The sequence below is a fragment of the Burkholderia sp. AW49-1 genome (assembly GCF_053427845.1).
In genome coordinates, this window is sequence record NZ_JBSAXF010000001.1 from 12,820 (window position 1) to 30,183 (window position 17,364).

Annotated in this window: 19 protein-coding genes; 8 read left to right on the plus strand and 11 right to left on the minus strand. The window is 67.4% G+C overall.

Features of this window, described 5'->3' with window-relative positions:
• Window positions 1–825 carry an SDR family NAD(P)-dependent oxidoreductase gene (locus ACV22W_RS00080; RefSeq protein WP_448017176.1) on the plus strand — a complete coding sequence of 275 codons (825 nt, stop codon included), beginning with the start codon at window positions 1–3 and terminating at the stop codon, window positions 823–825.
• Window positions 826–871: 46 nt separating this feature from the next.
• Here ACV22W_RS00080 and ACV22W_RS00085 read toward each other — a convergent pair whose 3' ends face one another.
• From ACV22W_RS00085 to ACV22W_RS00100, 4 genes are all read right to left on the minus strand, one after another.
• Window positions 872–1,120, minus strand: coding sequence for a hypothetical protein (locus tag ACV22W_RS00085; RefSeq protein ID WP_448017177.1), 249 nt, complete (start codon window positions 1,118–1,120; stop codon window positions 872–874).
• A gap of 130 nt (window positions 1,121–1,250) precedes the next feature.
• Complete coding sequence (locus ACV22W_RS00090; RefSeq protein WP_059690160.1) at window positions 1,251–2,225, minus strand: threo-3-hydroxy-L-aspartate ammonia-lyase; 975 nt, start codon at window positions 2,223–2,225, stop codon at window positions 1,251–1,253.
• A 54-nt stretch (window positions 2,226–2,279) separates the two neighbouring features.
• Window positions 2,280–2,918, minus strand: a complete 639-nt coding sequence (locus tag ACV22W_RS00095; RefSeq protein ID WP_448017178.1) for a helix-turn-helix transcriptional regulator — start codon at window positions 2,916–2,918, stop codon at window positions 2,280–2,282.
• Complete coding sequence (locus ACV22W_RS00100) at window positions 2,915–3,436, minus strand: YbaK/prolyl-tRNA synthetase associated domain-containing protein (protein ID WP_448017179.1); 522 nt, start codon at window positions 3,434–3,436, stop codon at window positions 2,915–2,917. The genes ACV22W_RS00095 and ACV22W_RS00100 overlap by 4 nt, the downstream gene beginning before the upstream one ends.
• A gap of 412 nt (window positions 3,437–3,848) precedes the next feature.
• Here ACV22W_RS00100 and ACV22W_RS00105 point away from each other — a divergent pair, with 412 nt between their 5' ends.
• Window positions 3,849–5,435, plus strand: coding sequence for an isocitrate lyase (locus tag ACV22W_RS00105; RefSeq protein ID WP_059525594.1), 1,587 nt, complete (start codon window positions 3,849–3,851; stop codon window positions 5,433–5,435).
• 53 nt (window positions 5,436–5,488) lie between these two features.
• Here ACV22W_RS00105 and ACV22W_RS00110 read toward each other — a convergent pair whose 3' ends face one another.
• Together ACV22W_RS00110 and ACV22W_RS00115 are read right to left on the minus strand one after the other, a co-directional pair.
• A complete protein-coding gene (locus tag ACV22W_RS00110) occupies window positions 5,489–6,205 on the minus strand; it encodes an EthD domain-containing protein (protein WP_448017180.1) in 717 nt (238 codons plus the stop codon).
• A gap of 50 nt (window positions 6,206–6,255) precedes the next feature.
• Window positions 6,256–6,777: a nuclear transport factor 2 family protein gene (locus tag ACV22W_RS00115; protein WP_448017181.1), complete on the minus strand. Its 522-nt coding sequence runs from the start codon at window positions 6,775–6,777 to the stop codon at window positions 6,256–6,258.
• Window positions 6,778–6,986: 209 nt separating this feature from the next.
• On the opposite strand from ACV22W_RS00115, the gene ACV22W_RS00120 reads away from it, so the two are divergent.
• The 5 genes from ACV22W_RS00120 (at window position 6,987) to ACV22W_RS00140 (ending at window position 12,433) form a co-directional block, all read left to right on the plus strand.
• The gene (locus ACV22W_RS00120; RefSeq protein ID WP_448017182.1) at window positions 6,987–7,487 is read left to right on the plus strand and encodes a nuclear transport factor 2 family protein; all 501 of its coding nucleotides are present in this window, start codon (window positions 6,987–6,989) and stop codon (window positions 7,485–7,487) included.
• Window positions 7,488–7,537: 50 nt separating this feature from the next.
• Window positions 7,538–8,404 (plus strand): SDR family NAD(P)-dependent oxidoreductase, encoded by an 867-nt coding sequence (locus tag ACV22W_RS00125; RefSeq protein WP_059525585.1) that lies wholly within the window; start codon window positions 7,538–7,540, stop codon window positions 8,402–8,404.
• 9 nt (window positions 8,405–8,413) lie between these two features.
• A complete protein-coding gene (locus tag ACV22W_RS00130; protein ID WP_448017183.1) occupies window positions 8,414–9,169 on the plus strand; it encodes an SDR family NAD(P)-dependent oxidoreductase in 756 nt (251 codons plus the stop codon).
• A 97-nt stretch (window positions 9,170–9,266) separates the two neighbouring features.
• The gene (locus tag ACV22W_RS00135) at window positions 9,267–10,043 is read left to right on the plus strand and encodes a glucose 1-dehydrogenase (protein ID WP_448017184.1); all 777 of its coding nucleotides are present in this window, start codon (window positions 9,267–9,269) and stop codon (window positions 10,041–10,043) included.
• 524 nt (window positions 10,044–10,567) lie between these two features.
• Complete coding sequence (locus ACV22W_RS00140) at window positions 10,568–12,433, plus strand: phosphoenolpyruvate carboxykinase (GTP) (RefSeq protein WP_448017185.1); 1,866 nt, start codon at window positions 10,568–10,570, stop codon at window positions 12,431–12,433.
• Window positions 12,434–12,580: 147 nt separating this feature from the next.
• Here ACV22W_RS00140 and ACV22W_RS00145 read toward each other — a convergent pair whose 3' ends face one another.
• The 5 genes from ACV22W_RS00145 to ACV22W_RS00165 all read right to left on the minus strand — a co-directional run bounded on the left by ACV22W_RS00145 (window position 12,581) and on the right by ACV22W_RS00165 (window position 16,516).
• Window positions 12,581–13,486 (minus strand): NAD-dependent epimerase/dehydratase family protein, encoded by a 906-nt coding sequence (locus ACV22W_RS00145; protein ID WP_448017186.1) that lies wholly within the window; start codon window positions 13,484–13,486, stop codon window positions 12,581–12,583.
• Between the two features lie 78 nt (window positions 13,487–13,564).
• Complete coding sequence (locus ACV22W_RS00150) at window positions 13,565–14,401, minus strand: SDR family NAD(P)-dependent oxidoreductase (protein ID WP_448017187.1); 837 nt, start codon at window positions 14,399–14,401, stop codon at window positions 13,565–13,567.
• 37 nt (window positions 14,402–14,438) lie between these two features.
• A complete protein-coding gene (locus ACV22W_RS00155; protein ID WP_448017188.1) occupies window positions 14,439–15,197 on the minus strand; it encodes an SDR family oxidoreductase in 759 nt (252 codons plus the stop codon).
• A gap of 41 nt (window positions 15,198–15,238) precedes the next feature.
• Entirely contained in the window at window positions 15,239–16,096 is an 858-nt protein-coding gene (locus tag ACV22W_RS00160) for an SDR family NAD(P)-dependent oxidoreductase (RefSeq protein WP_448017189.1), read from the minus strand.
• Between the two features lie 3 nt (window positions 16,097–16,099).
• Window positions 16,100–16,516: a nuclear transport factor 2 family protein gene (locus ACV22W_RS00165; RefSeq protein WP_448017190.1), complete on the minus strand. Its 417-nt coding sequence runs from the start codon at window positions 16,514–16,516 to the stop codon at window positions 16,100–16,102.
• Window positions 16,517–16,968: 452 nt separating this feature from the next.
• On the opposite strand from ACV22W_RS00165, the gene ACV22W_RS00170 reads away from it, so the two are divergent.
• Window positions 16,969–17,178, plus strand: coding sequence for a hypothetical protein (locus tag ACV22W_RS00170; protein WP_448017191.1), 210 nt, complete (start codon window positions 16,969–16,971; stop codon window positions 17,176–17,178).
• The last annotated feature ends 186 nt before the right edge of the window (window positions 17,179–17,364 follow it).

Here is a 17,364-nt window from a genome sequence, read left to right on the forward strand (position 1 = left end):
ATGACGACTTCGATTCGCTTCGACGGCGGTACCGCCGTGATCACCGGCGCGGCCAGCGGGATCGGCAGCGGGCTCGCGCGCCATGCCGCCGGGCTCGGCATGCGCGTGGTGCTGGCCGATCTCGACCCGGCGAAGCTCGATGCGTTCGCCGCGACGCTCGACACCGACGTGCTGTGCGTGCCGACGGACGTCAGCCGACCGGAAGCCGTCGACGCGCTGGCCGACGCCGCATGGCGGCGCTTCGGCGGCGTCGACCTGCTGTTCAACAACGCGGGCGTGATGACGACCGGCTTCAGCTGGGAAATCACGCCGGAACGGTTCGAGCGCAGTTTCGCGATCAACGTGCACGGCGTGCTGAACGGGATTCGCAGCTTCGTGCCGCGCATGCTCGAGCGCAACGTGCCCGCGCGCATCGTCAATACCGCGTCGGTCGGCGGGTTCCTGCCGAGCCCGTTGATGTCGCCTTACTCGGCGACGAAATTCGCGGTGGTCGCGCTGACCGAATCGTTGTACGGCGAACTGAAGATGCTCGGCGCGCCGGTCGGCGCGTCGCTGCTCGCGCCGGGCCCGGTGCAGACGGGCATCTTCAACGACCCGTTCGGCGCCGCGCACGACCGGCCCGAAGTGCAGGGCTTCGTCGACACGATGCGCGCGATGCTGAACGCGCACGGGCTCACGCCCGACGCATTCGCGGTGCGGGCATTCGACGGCATTCGTGACGGGCGTTACTGGCTGATTCCGCAGCCGGAGACGATCGACGGCGCGCTGCAGCGGCGCACCGCGGACATCCTCGCCGCGCGCGATCCGTCGCTGCCGTCGTTGTGATGGGGAGACACGGGCCGGCCGACCGACGCGGCCGGCTCGCGCAAGGTTACATGTGCGTGCCGGCGCGCGTGCGGCCGCCTGGTTCGCCGCCGCGGTCGGGCGGCGTATTGTTCTGATCGATCTTCGCGAGCACGAAGCCGGCATGCGGCAGCGCGGCGGGCGAACGGTGGGCGGCCTGCGCGAACGTGTCGCGCGGCGATGTGGCGGAAAAAACGGATGACGTCGCGCCCGGTTGAGCGAACGCCGTGAGGGATGCTGCCGCGAGGGCGGCGGCGACGATCGCGTGCGTGTTCATGGCGACTCCTTCTTCACGACTGACTGCGGGACAACGCTTTCAGTCTAGGGCGCGAAACTTAACGCGGCGTGAAGGAGCGGCGGCGCGCGGATGACAGGATGTTCATGCGGTCAGCCGCGCGCCGTGACGGTCACGCGGATGCGGCGACCAGCGCGCAGAAGTTCTCGAGATCGACGTTGCCGCCGCTGATCACGATGCCGACGCGCTTGCCTTTCAGTTCGTCCTTCATCCGGCGCGCGGCCGCGAGCGACAGGCAGCCGGTCGGCTCGACGACAATCTTCATACGGGTCGCGAAGAAGCGCATGCAGTCGACCAGTTCCGCGTCGGTCGCGGTCAGGATGTCGTCGACGTCGCGTCGCAGGATCGGGAACGTCAGGTTGCCGAGGTGCTGCGTCTGCGCGCCGTCGGCGATCGTGCGCGGCGTGTCGATATGGACGATCGACCCGGACCGGAACGATTGCTGTCCGTCGTTGCCGGCTTCCGGTTCGACGCCGTACAGCTTCGCTTGCGGCGACAGCGCGCGCGTCGCGAGCGCCGTACCCGACAGCAGGCCGCCACCGCCGAGCGGCGTGAACACGGCGTCGAGCGGCCCGACTTCGTCGAACAGCTCCTTCGCCGCCGTGCCCTGGCCCGCGATCACGTCCGCGTGGTCGTACGGCGGCACCAGCGTGAGCCCGTGCTGCTCCGCGAGCGCGCGGCCGATCTGCTCGCGGTCCTCGGTATAGCGGTCGTAGGTCACGACGTTGCCGCCGTAGCCGCGCGTCGCGGCCATCTTCGCGGCCGGCGCGTCCTGCGGCATCACGATCGTCGCCGGGATGCCGAGGATGCGCGCCGACAGCGCGATCGCCTGCGCATGGTTGCCGGACGAGAACGCGACGACGCCGTTGCGGCGCTGCGTCGCGTCGAAGCGCGACAGTGCGTTGAACGCGCCGCGGAATTTGAACGCGCCCATGCGCTGCAGGTTCTCGCACTTGAAGAACACCTGCGCGCCGAGCGCTTCGTCGATCGTTCGCGACGTCATCACGGGCGTGCGGTGCGCGTGGCCGTCGAGCCGTGCCGCGGCAGCCGCGACGTCGTCGTAAGTGGGGAGGGTCGGAGTGTTCATGAGTCGCTCGTCGGAAGAGTCGGTCAACAGGGCGCGCGTCCGTTACGCGCAGGGTCATTTCGCATCGTTGTATACGGTGGCGCGCGACACGCCGAGGTGCTGCGACACGATTTCCATCGCGCGGCGCACCTCGAGGAAGCCATCGGCCTTCAGCGTCTGCATCAGTTCGCGGCGCTGGTCGGTCTTCAGCTCGCGCGGCGTGGTCGCGAGGCGCGTCGCGAACGCGTCGATGCGCTGCCGGATCGCGTCCGCGCCGGCCGGGTCGAGCGTTTCGGCGACGGGCACGCCTTCAGTGCTGCAGAACTGGTTCAGCATCCCCTGGAAACCGCGGAACAGCGTGACGTCCGCGTTCAGGCACAGCGCGGCCACATAGCGGCCGCTCGAATCCTTGATGCCGATCGACGTGCTTTTCGCGGTGCGGCCGTCGGCGAAGCGGTTCGCGTAGTTCGCGAGCACTTGCGGGAAGTCGTCGTCCTCGATGCGCGCGAGCCCGAGTTCGGTCGCCGGATCGCCGATCGCGCGGCCCGACAGATTGTTGTGGATCGCGAGGATCGCGTGCTCCGGCGTGCGCAGGTCGTGCACGACGACTTCGGTGAACGGCGCGAACATCGCGCCGAGCCCTTCGGCGATGCGCAGCACCTGCTCGATCAGCGACGCCTGTTCCGAATGCGGCCTGGGGCGGGGCGTGGTCATGTATTGGCCTCGCGCGCGGGCGCGTCGGTCGTTTGCGGGCGCGTGATGTCGGCCAGCAGCGGGCGGGAGATCCGCACGTAGTCGGACGCGTCGAGCACGACCGAGCGGTCGAGGCGACCCGCGTTGAATGCGATTTCGTCGTTGAGTTCGATCAGCGCGGGGTCGACGACGAGCGTCACGTTCGCGTCGAACACGAACGGCGGCACGGCGCCCATCACGCAGCGCGTGACCGTGGCGGCGAGTTCGGGCGGTGCGAGGGTCGCCTTGCGGCGGCCGACGGCGTCGGCGACTTTGCGGAAATCGATCTTCAGATGGCCGGGGATGACCGCGAGCGCGGTGACGTCGCCGCCGTCCTTGAACGTGCAGAGCATCGCCTTCGCGCCTTGTTCGGGACGCGTGCCGCGAATCGCGGCGATCACGTCGCATTTGCCTTCAGCCGGGTGGTCCAGCACGCGAAACCGCGCGCCGGAGGTGTTCAGCAGCTCGCACAGCGCGTCGAAAACGGGATAGTCGCTCATGTCGATCCAGGCAGGAGGTGGCGCATCGCGGTACGCGGGGACGGCGCGCTGCGGTTCGCCATCGATGAATTGTCCAAGTATAGACGTTTTGTCATGTGCGTGGCAAAGGCTCGACGCATGGGCCGCCGCGTTTGTCATCCCACCAACTGCCGAAAGGCCGTTTCACATCACGGAATGCAGGGGGAATTCCCGCCGCGCGGCCGTCCCGCCGCTTGAAAACCTGTTTTGCATCGCAAAACGCATTGCTTATCTCATTGAAAAACAAGCGAAATTTATATCTTATGTCTTATATAAGACTTCTCCGAAAGCGCATCGGGCGGCGTTACTATTGAGTCCATGCAGTTCGCTTCGTCACACGGAGCGGGCACGCTGAACCCTTTACTCAAATGCGCTTCGTTCCCAGGAGATTGACATGTCCCAATATCAAGACGACATCAAGGCAGTGGCTGGCTTGAAGGAAAACCACGGCAGCGCGTGGAATGCCATCAGCCCCGAGTATGCCGCCCGCATGCGTGCCCAGAACAAGTTCAAGACGGGCCTCGACATCGCCAAGTACACCGCGAAGATCATGCGCGCCGACATGGCCGCGTACGATGCCGATCCGGCCAAGTACACGCAGTCGCTGGGTTGCTGGCACGGCTTCATCGGCCAGCAGAAGATGATCTCCATCAAGAAGCACTTCAACAGCACCGAACGCCGTTACCTGTACCTGTCGGGCTGGATGGTCGCCGCGCTGCGCTCGGAGTTCGGCCCGCTGCCGGACCAGTCGATGCACGAAAAGACCTCGGTCAGCGCGCTGATCCGCGAGCTGTACACGTTCCTGCGCCAGGCCGACGCACGTGAACTCGGCGGCCTGTTCCGCGAGCTGGATGCAGCCAAGGATGCCGCTGCCAAGGCCGCCATCCAGGAAAAGATCGACAACCACGTGACGCACGTCGTGCCGATCATCGCCGACATCGACGCCGGTTTCGGCAACGCCGAAGCGACGTACCTGCTGGCCAAGCAGTTCATCGAAGCGGGCGCGTGCTGCATCCAGATCGAGAACCAGGTGTCCGACGAGAAGCAGTGCGGCCACCAGGACGGCAAGGTCACCGTGCCGCACGAGGACTTCCTCGCGAAGATCCGCGCGATCCGCTACGCGTTCCTGGAGCTGGGCGTGGACGACGGCATCATCGTCGCCCGTACCGACTCGCTCGGCGCCGGCCTGACCAAGCAGATCGCCGTGACCAACGCGCCGGGCGACCTGGGCGACCAGTACAACGCGTTCCTCGACTGCGAAGAGCTGTCGGCCGACCAACTGGGCAACGGTGACGTCGTCATCAAGCGCGACGGCAAGCTGCTGCGTCCGAAGCGCCTGCCGAGCAACCTGTTCCAGTTCCGCGCCGGCACGGGCGAAGCACGTTGCGTGCTCGATTGCATCACGTCGCTGCAGAACGGCGCCGACCTGCTGTGGATCGAAACCGAAAAGCCGCACATCGCGCAGATCGGCGGCATGGTCAGCGAAATCCGCAAGGTCATCCCGAACGCGAAGCTGGTGTACAACAACAGCCCGTCGTTCAACTGGACGCTGAACTTCCGTCAGCAGGCGTACGACGCGATGAAGGCAGCGGGCAAGGATGTGTCGGCATACGACCGTGCGCAGCTGATGAGCGTCGAGTACGACGAGACCGAACTGGCCAAGCTCGCCGACGAGAAGATCCGTACGTTCCAGGCCGATGCGTCGCGTGAAGCAGGCATCTTCCATCACCTGATCACGCTGCCGACGTACCACACCGCCGCGCTGTCGACCGACAATCTCGCGAAGGAATACTTCGGCGACCAAGGCATGCTCGGTTACGTGGCCGGCGTGCAGCGCAAGGAAATCCGTCAGGGCATCGCGTGCGTCAAGCACCAGAACATGTCCGGCTCGGATATCGGCGACGACCACAAGGAATACTTCAGCGGCGAAGCCGCGCTGAAGGCGGCGGGCAAGGACAACACGATGAACCAGTTCTCGTAATCGTCATACCCGCGGCACGACGCCAACCCGTTCATGACGGGTTGGCGTTTTTTTTATCCGCGCACGGCCTTCACGACGTACTGGCTCGTCGGCACCACGTCGATCTTGTCGAAATCGATGAAGCGTCCGCAGCTGTCCATCATCTCCGCGACGTTGCGCTGGAATTTCTCCTCGTCGCCGACCGCATCGAAGAACGCGTACGGATCGGTCATCGCGGCGGCCGGGAAGCATTCCTCGACGATCGCGTCGTAGCCGGGCGCCGCATGCGTGAGCGCGCGCACGACGACGTTCTGCACGTACAGGAAGTTGTCCTGCGTATCGATCGCGACGCGCGTGTGATGGCCGTGCCATACGTCGAGCCATGCTTCGTGCGTGAGGCGCGGCGGGCGCTTCAGGAACGCGAGCTGCGAGAAGCCGCTCGTGCGCTCGCCGGGCCGCGCTGGAAAGCGCGTGTTCGGAATCGGCTGCGACTCCGTGACGAGATACGCGGCCATGTGCGGGACGATCGCGCGCACCGCGTCGTCGAACGGCTGACGGAACATCGGGTTCGCGCTGTCGAGCCACACCGCGACGATGCCGTCGATGCCCGGGTGCGTGTTGGTCTGCTTCAGGCCGGCGGCCGGCGCGACATCGGCGTCGGCAACGTTGACCTGCACGCCGTGCGCGCCTAGCGACAGTAGCTTGTCGGCGAGCTGCGCGCGCACGCTGCGGCTCCATTGTTCGGGCGCGGCCTGCGCATCGCGCCACAACACGTAAATGACTTTCTCCATTGCTCCGGCTCCAAAGGGAAGAACGAGGTCGGCGGCGCTGCCGCCGGGTTTCAGGAAGCGTTGACGGCCGAGTCGGTCGAACCCGGTGCGTCGGATGCACCGGGTGCGAAGCGATTGGCGGTCAGCGTGCACGACGGCGGAATCGGCGACGTGACGGTTTCGAACAGGCGCTCGTGACGTGTCGCGTGAATGCGCCACACGCCGTCGCGCTTCACGTACTGGTCGTCATAGAACGCGGTGCCGTGCAGCAGGTAGTTATCCTCGAGATTGATCGCATGATCCTCGAGAAACCACACGCCGCACGCATGATCGGCGGATACCAGCGTGAGCTCGGGGTGGTGGCCGTGATGCATCGTCAGGAAGGTCGGCTTGCCGATCAGTTCGCGCAAGCTCGACACGAATGCGTCGCGGCCGTCGTACGCATAGCGGCCGCCGTACAGGCGCGCCTCGCAGTCCTCGGTCAGGCATTGCGCGAGCAGCGACCAGTCGTGCGTGTCGACCGCGCGGAAATACCGGTACTTCAGCTGGCGGATCTGCTCGTACTCGTGGAGCGTGCGGGTTGTCTCGTCCATCGCCGTGTCTCGTGGTGGTGTCGTCGGATGGTAGGAACGAAGCTGCCCGTGTCACATCGTCTGATCGGATGAACGCCGCGGACCGCATTCACTTCCGCGCGATACGCGGCATCGAGGTTCATCCAAACAGGTGATGGCCGGCTGCCCGTGCGCCTGTAACGTGGCGTCGACGCGGTTTCGATCCGCGCACACGACATCAAGGAGACGGCATGACCCCGATCGAACGAATGGAAGCGCGCGTGCGCAGGCTGGAGGACGCCGACGCGATCCGCCGCCTGAAGGCGCGCTACTTCACGTGCTGCGACCGGAAGGATCCGCAAGGAATGCGCGACTGCTTCGCGCCCGGCACCGTGCACATCGACTACGGCCGGATCGGCACGTTCGATCACCGCGACGCGCTCGTCGACGTGTTCGAGCGGCTCGGCTGCCACCCGCACATCGTCGAGATGCACCACGGCGTGAATCCCGACATCACCGTGCTCGACGACACGCATGCGCGCGGCACGTGGGGCCTGCATTACCAGATGCTCGACACCAACGCGCGCACGCTCACGCAGCTCGGCGCGACCTACGACGACGAATACCGGAAGGTCGACGGCGAATGGAAGATCGTGAGCACGCGCTGCGTCGTCACGTCGACGCTGTCCGCCCGCTACGACGGCGATGCGCCAGGCGTGCTGTTCGCCGGCGCGCAGCCGGCCGCCGCGTGACGACGCGCACTACCACGCAGGCTGAAAACAATCCCCAGGAGACATCGAACATGGCACAGAACAACGAGGCGCCGGTCGCCGTCGTGACGGGTGCGTCGCGCGGCGCGGGCAAGGGCATCGCGCGCGCGCTCGGCGCGGCCGGCATGACCGTCTACGTGACGGGCCGCTCGCAGAACGAAGGCGACGCGCCGCTGCCCGGCACGATCCACGAAACCGCGCGCGAAATCGACGCGCTCGGTGGCCGCGGAATCGCCGTCGCGTGCGACCACGCGGACGACGCACAGGTGAAGGCGCTGTTCGAGCGCGTCGAACGCGACAGCGGGCGGCTCGACATCCTCGTCAACAACGCGACCTACCTGCACGACCAGTTGATCCTGCCGGGCCCGTTCTGGGAGAAGTCGCTCGACCTCGTGAACATCCTCGACGTCGGGCTGCGCTCGGCGTACGTCGCGAGCTGGCACGCCGCGCCGCTGATGGCGAGGCGCCGCAGCGGGCTGATCGCGTTCACGTCGTCGTTCGGCGCGAGCTGCTACATGCACGGCGCCGCGTACGGCGCGCAGAAGTCCGGCGTCGACAAGTTCGCGAAGGACATGGCCGTCGACCTGAAACCGTTCGACGTCGCGGCCGTGTCGATCTGGATGGGGCCGCTGCGCACCGAACGCACGACGCGCGTGTGGGACGAGCATCCGGATCTCTACAAGGAATTCTCGCTCGTTGCCGAAAGCCCGGAATTCACCGGCCGCGTGATTCATGCGATCCACGCCGATCCGCAGCGCATGGCGCTGTCGGGGCAGGTGCTCGTCGGCGCGGAAGCCGCGCTGCAGTATGGCATCGCGGATGTCGACGGCAAGCAGCCGCCGTCGTATCGCGAACTGCTTGGCGGGCCGGTGCAGGCTCATCCGGCGATCGTCGCTTAAGGAGTGCAGATGGGCATCCTCGAAGGCAAGGTCGCGCTCGTGACGGGCGCGGGGCAGGGCGTCGGGCAAGGCGTCGCGCACGCGCTCGCGGCCGAAGGCGCGCTGGTGGCCGTGGTCGGCCGCACGCGCGACAAGCTGGTCGCGACCTGCGACGCGATCCGCGCACGCGGCGGAATCGCGGAGCCGTTCGTGTGCGACGTGATGGACGCCGTGCAGATCGCGCGCTGCGTCGATGCGGTCGTCGAGCGGTTTCGCGGCGTGCAGATCCTGATCAACAACGCGCAGGTCGTGCCGCTCGGCCGCCTGCTCGACGTGAGCGACATGGAATTTCTCGCGGGTCTCGAGTCGGGGCCGATCGCGACGCTGCGAATGATGCGCGCGTGCCATCCGCATCTGAAGGGTGATGGCGTGATCGTCAATTTCGCGTCGTCGGCCGCGGTGCGCTGGGACGCGTCCGGCTATGGCGCCTACGCGGCGACCAAGGAAGCGATTCGCGCGCTCACGCGTGCGGCGGCATGCGAATGGGGTGCCGACGGCATTCGCGTGAACGCGGTTGCGCCGCATGCGCTGTCGCCGGGGCTGAAGGGGTGGATCGACGCGAATCCGGACGAAGCCGCTGCGTTCTTCCGCACGATTCCGCTCGGCCGCGTCGGCGACTGTGAGCAGGACATCGGACGCGCGATCGTGTTTCTCGCGAGCCGCGACGCCGCGTACCTGACGGGTGCCACGCTTCCGCTCGACGGTGGGCAGGCGTACTGGGGTTGACGGCGAACGCAACGCACATCAAGCGCCGGCACCGATGCGCGTGGCAGCGCGTCGCGGCCGGCAAACCGGAATCGGAAAGCATCGAGGAGAGAACGACATGGGTCGACTGGAAGGGAAGGTGGCAATCGTCACGGGCGGCGCGCGCGGGATGGGCGCCGCGACATGCAGGCTGTTCGTCGAGCAGGGCGCGCGCGTCGTGATCGGCGACGTGCTCGACGCGGAAGGCGAGGCGCTTGCGCGCGAACTCGGCGACGCGGCACGCTTCATGCGGCTCGACGTGAGCGACGAGGCGAACTGGGCGCGCGTCGCCGATGCGACCGTCGAGCAGTTCGGCCGCATCGACGTGCTCGTGAACAACGCGGCCGTGCTGATGTTCGGCGCGATCACCGAATTGTCGAAACGTGATTTCGAGCGCGCGGTATCGATCAATCTCGTTGGCACGTTCGTCGGCATCCGCACGATCGCGCCGCGCATGATCGCGCGGAAGAGCGGGTCGATCGTCAACATCTCGTCGGTGGACGGGCTGCGCGGCGTGAACGCGCTGGCCGCCTACGTATCGAGCAAATGGGGCGTGCGCGGGTTGACGAAGGTGGCGGCGCTCGAACTCGGCCACCAGGGCGTGCGCGTGAATTCGATTCATCCCGGCGGCGTCAACACCGCGATGTCGAATCCGGCCGGCGCGCCGCTCGACGAGGTCAACAAGCACTACACGCACGTGCCGCTGCAGCGCGTCGGCTTGCCTGAAGAAATCGCGCGTGCGACGCTGTTTCTCGCGAGCGACGAAGCGTCGTACTGCAACGGCGCCGAACTGTCCGTCGACGGCGGGATGGCGGCGGGCGCGTATTACCCCGGATTGCCGGGCGCGCCGTTTTGAGCGGTAGCGCACACGACGCATACGCGCTGGATGTTTGTGTCCGCAACCTAATTCAGGGTTTGCCTGAGTAGCGAAAACACGAATCTGCACCGCGACCGTTCGCGCGCATCGCATGCGAACCTGTCGCGCGATTTTTCCGTTTTCGCGAAACCCTTGCAGGACGGACGTTCCAGGCGGTTCGTCCCCAAAGCTCACGCGTCGGAGCAGTAAAAAGGACGCGCCGGCAAGCGGCATGCCGGCGCGTCGTCACAATTGTTTCTTGTTGCAACGCAACGCCCGCCCGATAACGGCGATGGTATGCTGGCCGGCATGGAGTTGTACGGCAGGTTGCTTGCATGGCGAAACTCGCGTTCGCACACTCATACGAGACATCACATTCTCTCGCCCGCATCGCGGCATCGACACGCGCTCCGCTCGCGTGTCCCGCCTTGCGCGTCGCTGCTTCCTGCGCTCCGATCGCATTCCCCATCTCGCGGGCGCGTCCCGCATCCCCCATCCCTGCCCAATAGTCTGGAGACATTTCCATGTCGCAAAACAATCTGGCCGAAGCGACGCACGGCCCGCTGATCGCTCCCCCGGCATTCGTCAAGCATCGCAAACTGATCGACTGGGTGTCGCGTATCGCCTCGCTCACGGAACCCGACCGCGTCGTCTGGTGCGATGGCTCGCAGGAAGAAAACGACGCGCTGTGCCAGGCGATGGTCGACCAGGGCACGCTCACGCGCCTGAATCCGGCGAAGCGCCCGAACTCGTATCTCGCGCAGTCCGATCCGTCCGACGTCGCGCGCGTCGAGGACCGCACCTTCATCTGCACCGAATCGCCCGACGACGTCGGCCCGACCAACAACTGGATCGCGCCGGAAGAAATGCGCGAGACGCTGAACGGTCTGTTCCGCGGTTCGATGCGCGGCCGCACGCTGTACGTCGTGCCGTTCTCGATGGGCCCGCTCGGCTCGCCGATCGCGCACGTCGGCGTCGAGCTGTCCGACAGCCCGTACGTGGCCGCGAACATGCGGATCATGACGCGCATGGGCCGCGACGTCTACGACGTGCTCGGCGAGGACGGCGAGTTCGTGCCGTGCGTGCACAGCGTCGGCCATCCGCTCGAAGCGGGGCAGAAGGACGTGCCGTGGCCGTGCAACCCGGTCAAGTACATCGTGCATTTCCCCGACACGCGCGAGATCTGGAGCTTCGGCTCGGGCTACGGCGGCAATGCGCTGCTCGGCAAGAAGTGTTTCGCGCTGCGCATCGCGTCGACGATGGGCCGCGATCAGGGCTGGCTCGCCGAACACATGCTGATCCTCGGCGTGACGTCGCCGGCCGGCAAGAAGTATCACGTCGCGGCGGCGTTCCCGTCCGCGTGCGGCAAGACCAACTTCGCGATGCTGATCCCGCCGCACGGTTTCGACGGCTGGAAGGTCACGACGATCGGCGACGACATCGCCTGGCTGAAGCCGGGCCGCGACGGGCGCCTGTATGCGATCAACCCGGAAGCCGGCTTCTTCGGCGTCGCGCCGGGCACGGGCGTGAAGACCAACCCGAACGCGATCGCGACGCTGAAGGAAAACGTGATCTTCACGAACGTCGCGCTGACGGAAGACGGCGACGTGTGGTGGGAAGGCCTGACCGACACGCCGCCCGCGAAGCTGACCGACTGGCAGGGCAATCCGTGGACGCCGGAGATCGGCAAGGAAACCGGCCGCAAGGCCGCGCACCCGAATTCGCGCTTCACGGCGCCGGCATCGCAATGCCCGTCGATCGACGCGGACTGGGAGAACCCAGCCGGCGTGCCGATCGACGCATTCATTTTCGGTGGCCGTCGCTCGACGACCGTGCCCCTCGTGACCGAGGCGCGCGACTGGATCGAAGGCGTGTACATGGCCGCGACGATGGGCTCGGAGACGACCGCCGCGGCAGCGGGCCAGCAAGGCGTCGTGCGCCGCGACCCGTTCGCGATGCTGCCGTTCTGCGGCTACAACATGAGCGATTATTTCGCGCACTGGCTGAAGCTCGGCAAGCAGATCGAAGGCGCCGGCGCGACGCTGCCGAAGATCTACTGCGTGAACTGGTTCCGCAAGGATGCGAACGGCAAGTTCGTGTGGCCGGGCTTCGGCGAGAACATGCGCGTGCTGAAGTGGATGCTCGATCGCCTCGAGGGCAACGGCGGCGGCGGCGACCATGCGTTCGGCGTGTCGCCGGCCTATGACGACCTCCATTGGGACGGGCTCGACTTCACGCGCGAGCAGTTCGATGCGGTGACGTCGATGAACGCCGACGAATGGCGCGAGGAGCTGAAGCTGCATGCGGCGCTGTTCGACACGCTGAAGCTGCGTCTGCCGGCCGAACTGACCGACACGATGAAGAAGATCGCGCAGCGCATCGGCGGCTGACGATCCGGGTCGAAGCAACGAGGTAACGAAGCAACGAAGTTACGACGTGATGGGATGAACGTCCCGCTGCCGGCATGCATCGCCGGCGGCGGGACGTTTTCGTTTCTGCTTCGTTTCAGCGTTGCGCGTGTTGCGCCGGCGGTGCGCTTATGCGCCGCAATGCGCGACCACTTCGTTCACCGCGCGCTGCACGTCGCCGCGCCGGTAGCGCAGCAGCGCGATATCGGCCGGATCGGGTTCGTACGACACGACGTTGCCGCGCCCCGTGTAGATCGCCATATCGGGCAGCAGCGGATGCTCCTGATCGAGCGACGGCACCGGCTGCGGATTGCCGGCCGCGCGGAAGAAGGCCGCGAAGTAGTCGGCGAAGCTGAGGTTCTCGTCGCCGACGAGATACGCCTTGCCGGATGCGCCGCGTTGCAGCGCGCCCCAGATCGCTTCCGACAGCGATTGCGTCGAAATGAAGTTGCTGCCGCCTGCCGGCCCGTACACCGGCAGGCCGGCGAGCTTGCCCTGCGCATAGCCCGTGTACGCGGCGAACATCTCGTTGCGCAGCCCCGGCACCGACCCCACGACGAACGGTGCATTGACGCTGCACACCGCGAACGAAGGCGACGCGAGCGCGCGCACGCGTTCGTCGGCGAGATGGCGCGAGCGCACGTACGGCACCGTGTCGACGAGTGCCGGCGCGACCTGCGGATAGAAGCTGCCGACCAGCACCGCGCGCTTCACGCCCGCATCGCGCGCGAGCGCGAAGAAGCGCGGCACCGCGTCGACGTTCGCGCGTTCCCAGTGCGCGGCTTCGTCGGTGCCGGGCGGCAGGTGACGAATGTCGTTGCCTGCCGCGAACACGACCGCGTCGAACGGCGCGAGATCGTCGCGCGTGAAGGTGGCGGCCACGTAGTCGCGCAGCAGCACGTCGAATTGCGCGAGCGCGCTGCCCGGCGCGGGCGGCTTGCGGGCGGCGAGCGTCACGTCGTTGCCTTGCGCGTGCAGATGCAGCGCGGCGTGGCCGCCGATGAGGCCGGTGCCGCCGATGATCAGGATTTTCATGGTGTCTCCGAGGGCGGCGCAGGCGCGCCGCATGAATTGAACCGACGATTGAACGGCTGAAGCCGCGCGGATCGGCGCTCAGAAGTTGAAGCCGTTGCCCGTGACGACCGGCATGTTCGTCCAGAAGCCGTTCGGGTCGCGATACCAGCCGGCCGCCGCGAGCGCGCCGCCGTCCACGTGCAGCGTCGTGCCGGTGACCCACGCGGCGAGCGGGCTCGCGAGGAACAGCGCCGCGCCCGCGATATCGCCGGCCGCACCGAAGCGCCCGAGCGGAATCCAGCGCGGGATGTGCGCGCGATGCTCGGCCGCGACCATCGCGCCCACGGGCACCTGCGGCGTCTCGGTGGTCTCCGGCGCGATCTGGTTCACGCGGATGCCGGCCGGCCCGAGTTCGAGCGCGAGGCTTTTCGTGAAACCGGTCAGCGCGGCCTTGAACGACGCATAGACGCTGCAGTTCGGAATCGCGCGAAAGCCTTCGATCGACGACACGCCGACGATGCTGCCGCCCGCGCCGCGCCTGCGCAGCAACGGCAGCATCGCGCGCGTGACGACGAACACCTGGCGCAGGTTCACGTCGAACAGCCGCGCGATGTCGTCGTCGGTATGGTCGTCGAACGGCTTCGCGATCTGCAGGAAATCGCCGACGTTGTTGACGAGCACGTCGAGGCCGCCGAAGCGTGCGTCGATCGTTCGCGCGAATGCGTCGACCTCGTCGCGGCGCGTGACGTCCACGGCGCCGACGAGCGCGTCGACGCCCGCGGCTTCGAGCGCCTGGCGCACGTCCTGCGCGCGAGCGGGGTCGAGCTCGGCCACCGCGACGCGCGCGCCCGCCGCGCCGAATGCTTCCGCGCATGCGCGGCCGATGCCCGCGCCGCCGCCGGTGACCAGGACTGTCTTGCCGGTAAATGAAATCATCACAACACTCCTTCGATCTGGAAAGCCGCGAGCCGCATCACAGCGACGAAACGAGTTGCGCGTTGTCGATCCGCAGCTCCGCGCCGTTCACGAAGCGCGACTCGTCGGAGGCGAGGAACAGCACGAGATTCGCGACGTCCCGCGGGTCGCACATGCGTGCCATCGGATCGTTGCCGATGCCGAGTTCGGCCTGATCGAGGCCGGGCATCAGCGCCTGTGTCATCGGCGTCCAGATGCCGTCCGGGTGGATCGAGTTGCAGCGGATCCGGTAGCCGCTGCGCTTGCAGTGCACGGCGACGCTGCGCGCGAGCGCCGTCACCGCGCCTTTCGAGCCGGTGTATGCGCACATCATCGGCAGGCCGCCGAGCGCGGCGACCGACGACATCATCACGATCGAGCCCGGCGTGTCGTTGTCCTTCATTGCGCCGATTGCGTACTTGCAGCCGAGGAAATAGCCGTCCGCGTTGACGCGCAGCACGCGCCGCCAGGTGTCGAGGCTCGTCTCCTCGATCGAGCCGACCGGGCAGATCGCCGCGTTGTTGACGAGTACATCGAGCCGGCCGAAGCGATCGATCGTCGATGCGATCGCGTGCCGCCAGCCGTCCTCGTCGGCGATGTCCTGGCGCACGAACAGCGCCGTCTCGCCGATGTCGCGCGCGAGCGCGCGGCCCGCATCCTCGTCGATGTCGGTGAGCACGACGCGCGCGCCCTCGGCGGCCAGCAGCAGCGCATCGGCGCGGCCGACGCCGCTCGCCGCGCCGGTGATCAGCGCGACCTTGTTTGCGACTCGATTCATCTTTGGGTCGATTTCCTGTGACGTTGAAAGAAGGCGGGCGCTCATGCGGCGCCCGGCGCGCGGCCGGCCTTGACCGCGTCGAGCGCGGCCGCGCCGTAGATCTGCGCGATCGTGTCGTCGACGCGCGGGTTGGAGCGCAGTTCGTGGCCGCCGTCGACCGCGAAGCTCTGGCCAGTGACCCAGCCCGACTCGGGGCCCGCGAGGTAGCGCACCGCATGCGCGATCGCATCCGGTTCGCCGAGCGTGCCGAGCGGAATCTGTTCGAGGAAGCTGTCGACCAGCGCACGGTTGTCGAACATCGGGGCGGTGGCCTCAGAGCGCGTGAGGCCCGGCCGCACCGCATTCACGCGGATCTTCGCACCGGCCAGTTCCTCGGCCGCGCCGCGCACCAGCGCCTCGAGCGCGGCCTTCGCGGTGCAGTACGCGGACAGCCAGCGGAAATTGATCTGCGCGGCCGTCGACGAGATGCAAACGATGGAGCCGCCGCCGCTGTCGGCGAGCCGCGGCGCGGCATGACGGATCGCGGCGAACGCGCTGTGCAGGTTCAGGTCGATTTCCGCGCGGAAGCTGTCGGCGTCGTGCATCAGCAGCGGGCGGAACCCGGCACCGCCGACGGTCGGCACGACGATGTCGAGACGGCCGTCGAGCGCCCATGCGGTGTCCAGCGCGGCCTGCAGGTCGCCGTCGTCGCAGGCGTCGCCGGCATGGATCGCGACGCGGCTGCCGGGCACCGTGTCGGCAAGGTGCCGCCGCGTGCGTTCGAGCGCGTCGCGACGGCGGCCCGTCAGCACGACGGCCGCGCCATCGGCCGCGAGCGCGTGCGCGCAGGCCGCGCCGATGCCGCCGGCGCCGCCCGTGACGAGCGCGGTGCGGCCGGCGAGGGGAAGGGGCGAGCGCATGGTTCAGCCCTCCAGCGGCAGGTCTTGCGACCAGTCGACGTGCAGCGTGCGCGCGGCGAAGCGCCACGTGCCGCCGTCGAACACGCAGCGGTCTCGATAGCGCAGCCCCCAGTCGAGCTTGCGCTTCACGCCGTCGCGCACATACACGTGGCACGCGACGCAGTAGGTCTCGACATCGGCTTCGCCGCCGTCGAGCGTGACGAGCTGGTTGTGCACGTGATGCTGGGTCGTCTCGTAGTGCTCGATCGCGCTCATTCCGGCGACGATCGCGTCGCGGTCGTCGAAGCGGAAACCGGGGCCGTCGAGCTGCGCATCGGCGGTGAAGAGGGTGGCGAGGCGCTGCCAGTCGCGCCGGTCGACGGCTTGCGCGTAACGGCACGCAAGTTCGTACAGCGCGTGGCGGGGATTCGAATCGGTCATGCGGTACTCCCGTGAGTGAGCGGAAAGCGTCTGCCGCGCCGCAAGCGCGGACGCGGCGGCATTGCGAGGTCGACGCGCAGGTTCGCATCGGACCGATTGCTCCTCATCATCCATACGGAGCAGGGCGAGGATCGGGGAAAACACCGGGGCCGACGGCGACGCAGCGTCCGATGTTGCGATGCACCGTCGGACGCACGGCATGCGGCCGACGGTGATGCGTGCGATCGCAGCAAGCCAGGCCGGTCGGTTTGCGGGGCCATCAGTCGAACCGTTCGCGCGGCAATGCTGCAACGCGGTACGCCGCATGCGGCCCGCTTCGCGTTTGTCCCTAGTCGAAATGGACGATGGCCGGCGGGCCGGCGCTGGCTACCGTGCAGTCATCCGGTGCCGCTGCATGTGGCCGGTCGCCGGATACGAACCGCGATAGCGGCCAACCGGAGGGGACGACGATCATGAGACTGACGACTCGCAAGCTGTGCGTATTGGCGATGGGCACGCTCGCGGCCATGGCAATGGCGCGATATGGCGCCGAGCAGGTCCCGTCGCCGCCGTATGCGGCCGGCATCCTGCAATGCCGCTCGGTCGACCTGAACGGCCTGCCGACCGGTTGCGTTCCGATCGATCCGTCGCACTTCGGCTTCGCTGCGCTGCGCGGCATGTGACGCCGGCGCAGCCGTGCGCCGCGCCGATTCGATGTCGCCCGGAAGCCGTCGCGATGCGGCGGTGGTCGGGTGGACAGACCGGATGGCGCATCGCGACACATGTGCCGCGTGTCGTCCATCCGGTTTCCTGTCTTCGTTCGAATTTCCCGCCCATCCACGAGACCACGCGCGGCCCGCATGCGCACG

Excerpts from the sequence above, each read along its gene's own strand:
- ACV22W_RS00140 (WP_448017185.1), top strand. The coding sequence starts at position 10,568 with ATGTCGCAAAACAATCTGGCCGAAGCGACGCACGGCCCGCTGATCGCT.
- ACV22W_RS00170 (WP_448017191.1), top strand. The coding sequence starts at position 16,969 with ATGAGACTGACGACTCGCAAGCTGTGCGTATTGGCGATGGGCACGCTC.
- ACV22W_RS00130 (WP_448017183.1), top strand. The coding sequence starts at position 8,414 with ATGGGCATCCTCGAAGGCAAGGTCGCGCTCGTGACGGGCGCGGGGCAG.
- ACV22W_RS00105 (WP_059525594.1), top strand. The coding sequence starts at position 3,849 with ATGTCCCAATATCAAGACGACATCAAGGCAGTGGCTGGCTTGAAGGAA.
- ACV22W_RS00110 (WP_448017180.1), bottom strand. The coding sequence starts at position 6,205 with ATGGAGAAAGTCATTTACGTGTTGTGGCGCGATGCGCAGGCCGCGCCC.
- ACV22W_RS00080 (WP_448017176.1), top strand. The coding sequence starts at position 1 with ATGACGACTTCGATTCGCTTCGACGGCGGTACCGCCGTGATCACCGGC.
- ACV22W_RS00135 (WP_448017184.1), top strand. The coding sequence starts at position 9,267 with ATGGGTCGACTGGAAGGGAAGGTGGCAATCGTCACGGGCGGCGCGCGC.
- ACV22W_RS00085 (WP_448017177.1), bottom strand. The coding sequence starts at position 1,120 with ATGAACACGCACGCGATCGTCGCCGCCGCCCTCGCGGCAGCATCCCTC.
- ACV22W_RS00100 (WP_448017179.1), bottom strand. The coding sequence starts at position 3,436 with ATGAGCGACTATCCCGTTTTCGACGCGCTGTGCGAGCTGCTGAACACC.
- ACV22W_RS00090 (WP_059690160.1), bottom strand. The coding sequence starts at position 2,225 with ATGAACACTCCGACCCTCCCCACTTACGACGACGTCGCGGCTGCCGCG.
- ACV22W_RS00115 (WP_448017181.1), bottom strand. The coding sequence starts at position 6,777 with ATGGACGAGACAACCCGCACGCTCCACGAGTACGAGCAGATCCGCCAG.
- ACV22W_RS00145 (WP_448017186.1), bottom strand. The coding sequence starts at position 13,486 with ATGAAAATCCTGATCATCGGCGGCACCGGCCTCATCGGCGGCCACGCC.
- ACV22W_RS00165 (WP_448017190.1), bottom strand. The coding sequence starts at position 16,516 with ATGACCGATTCGAATCCCCGCCACGCGCTGTACGAACTTGCGTGCCGT.
- ACV22W_RS00155 (WP_448017188.1), bottom strand. The coding sequence starts at position 15,197 with ATGAATCGAGTCGCAAACAAGGTCGCGCTGATCACCGGCGCGGCGAGC.
- ACV22W_RS00120 (WP_448017182.1), top strand. The coding sequence starts at position 6,987 with ATGACCCCGATCGAACGAATGGAAGCGCGCGTGCGCAGGCTGGAGGAC.
- ACV22W_RS00150 (WP_448017187.1), bottom strand. The coding sequence starts at position 14,401 with ATGATTTCATTTACCGGCAAGACAGTCCTGGTCACCGGCGGCGGCGCG.
- ACV22W_RS00160 (WP_448017189.1), bottom strand. The coding sequence starts at position 16,096 with ATGCGCTCGCCCCTTCCCCTCGCCGGCCGCACCGCGCTCGTCACGGGC.
- ACV22W_RS00125 (WP_059525585.1), top strand. The coding sequence starts at position 7,538 with ATGGCACAGAACAACGAGGCGCCGGTCGCCGTCGTGACGGGTGCGTCG.
- ACV22W_RS00095 (WP_448017178.1), bottom strand. The coding sequence starts at position 2,918 with ATGACCACGCCCCGCCCCAGGCCGCATTCGGAACAGGCGTCGCTGATC.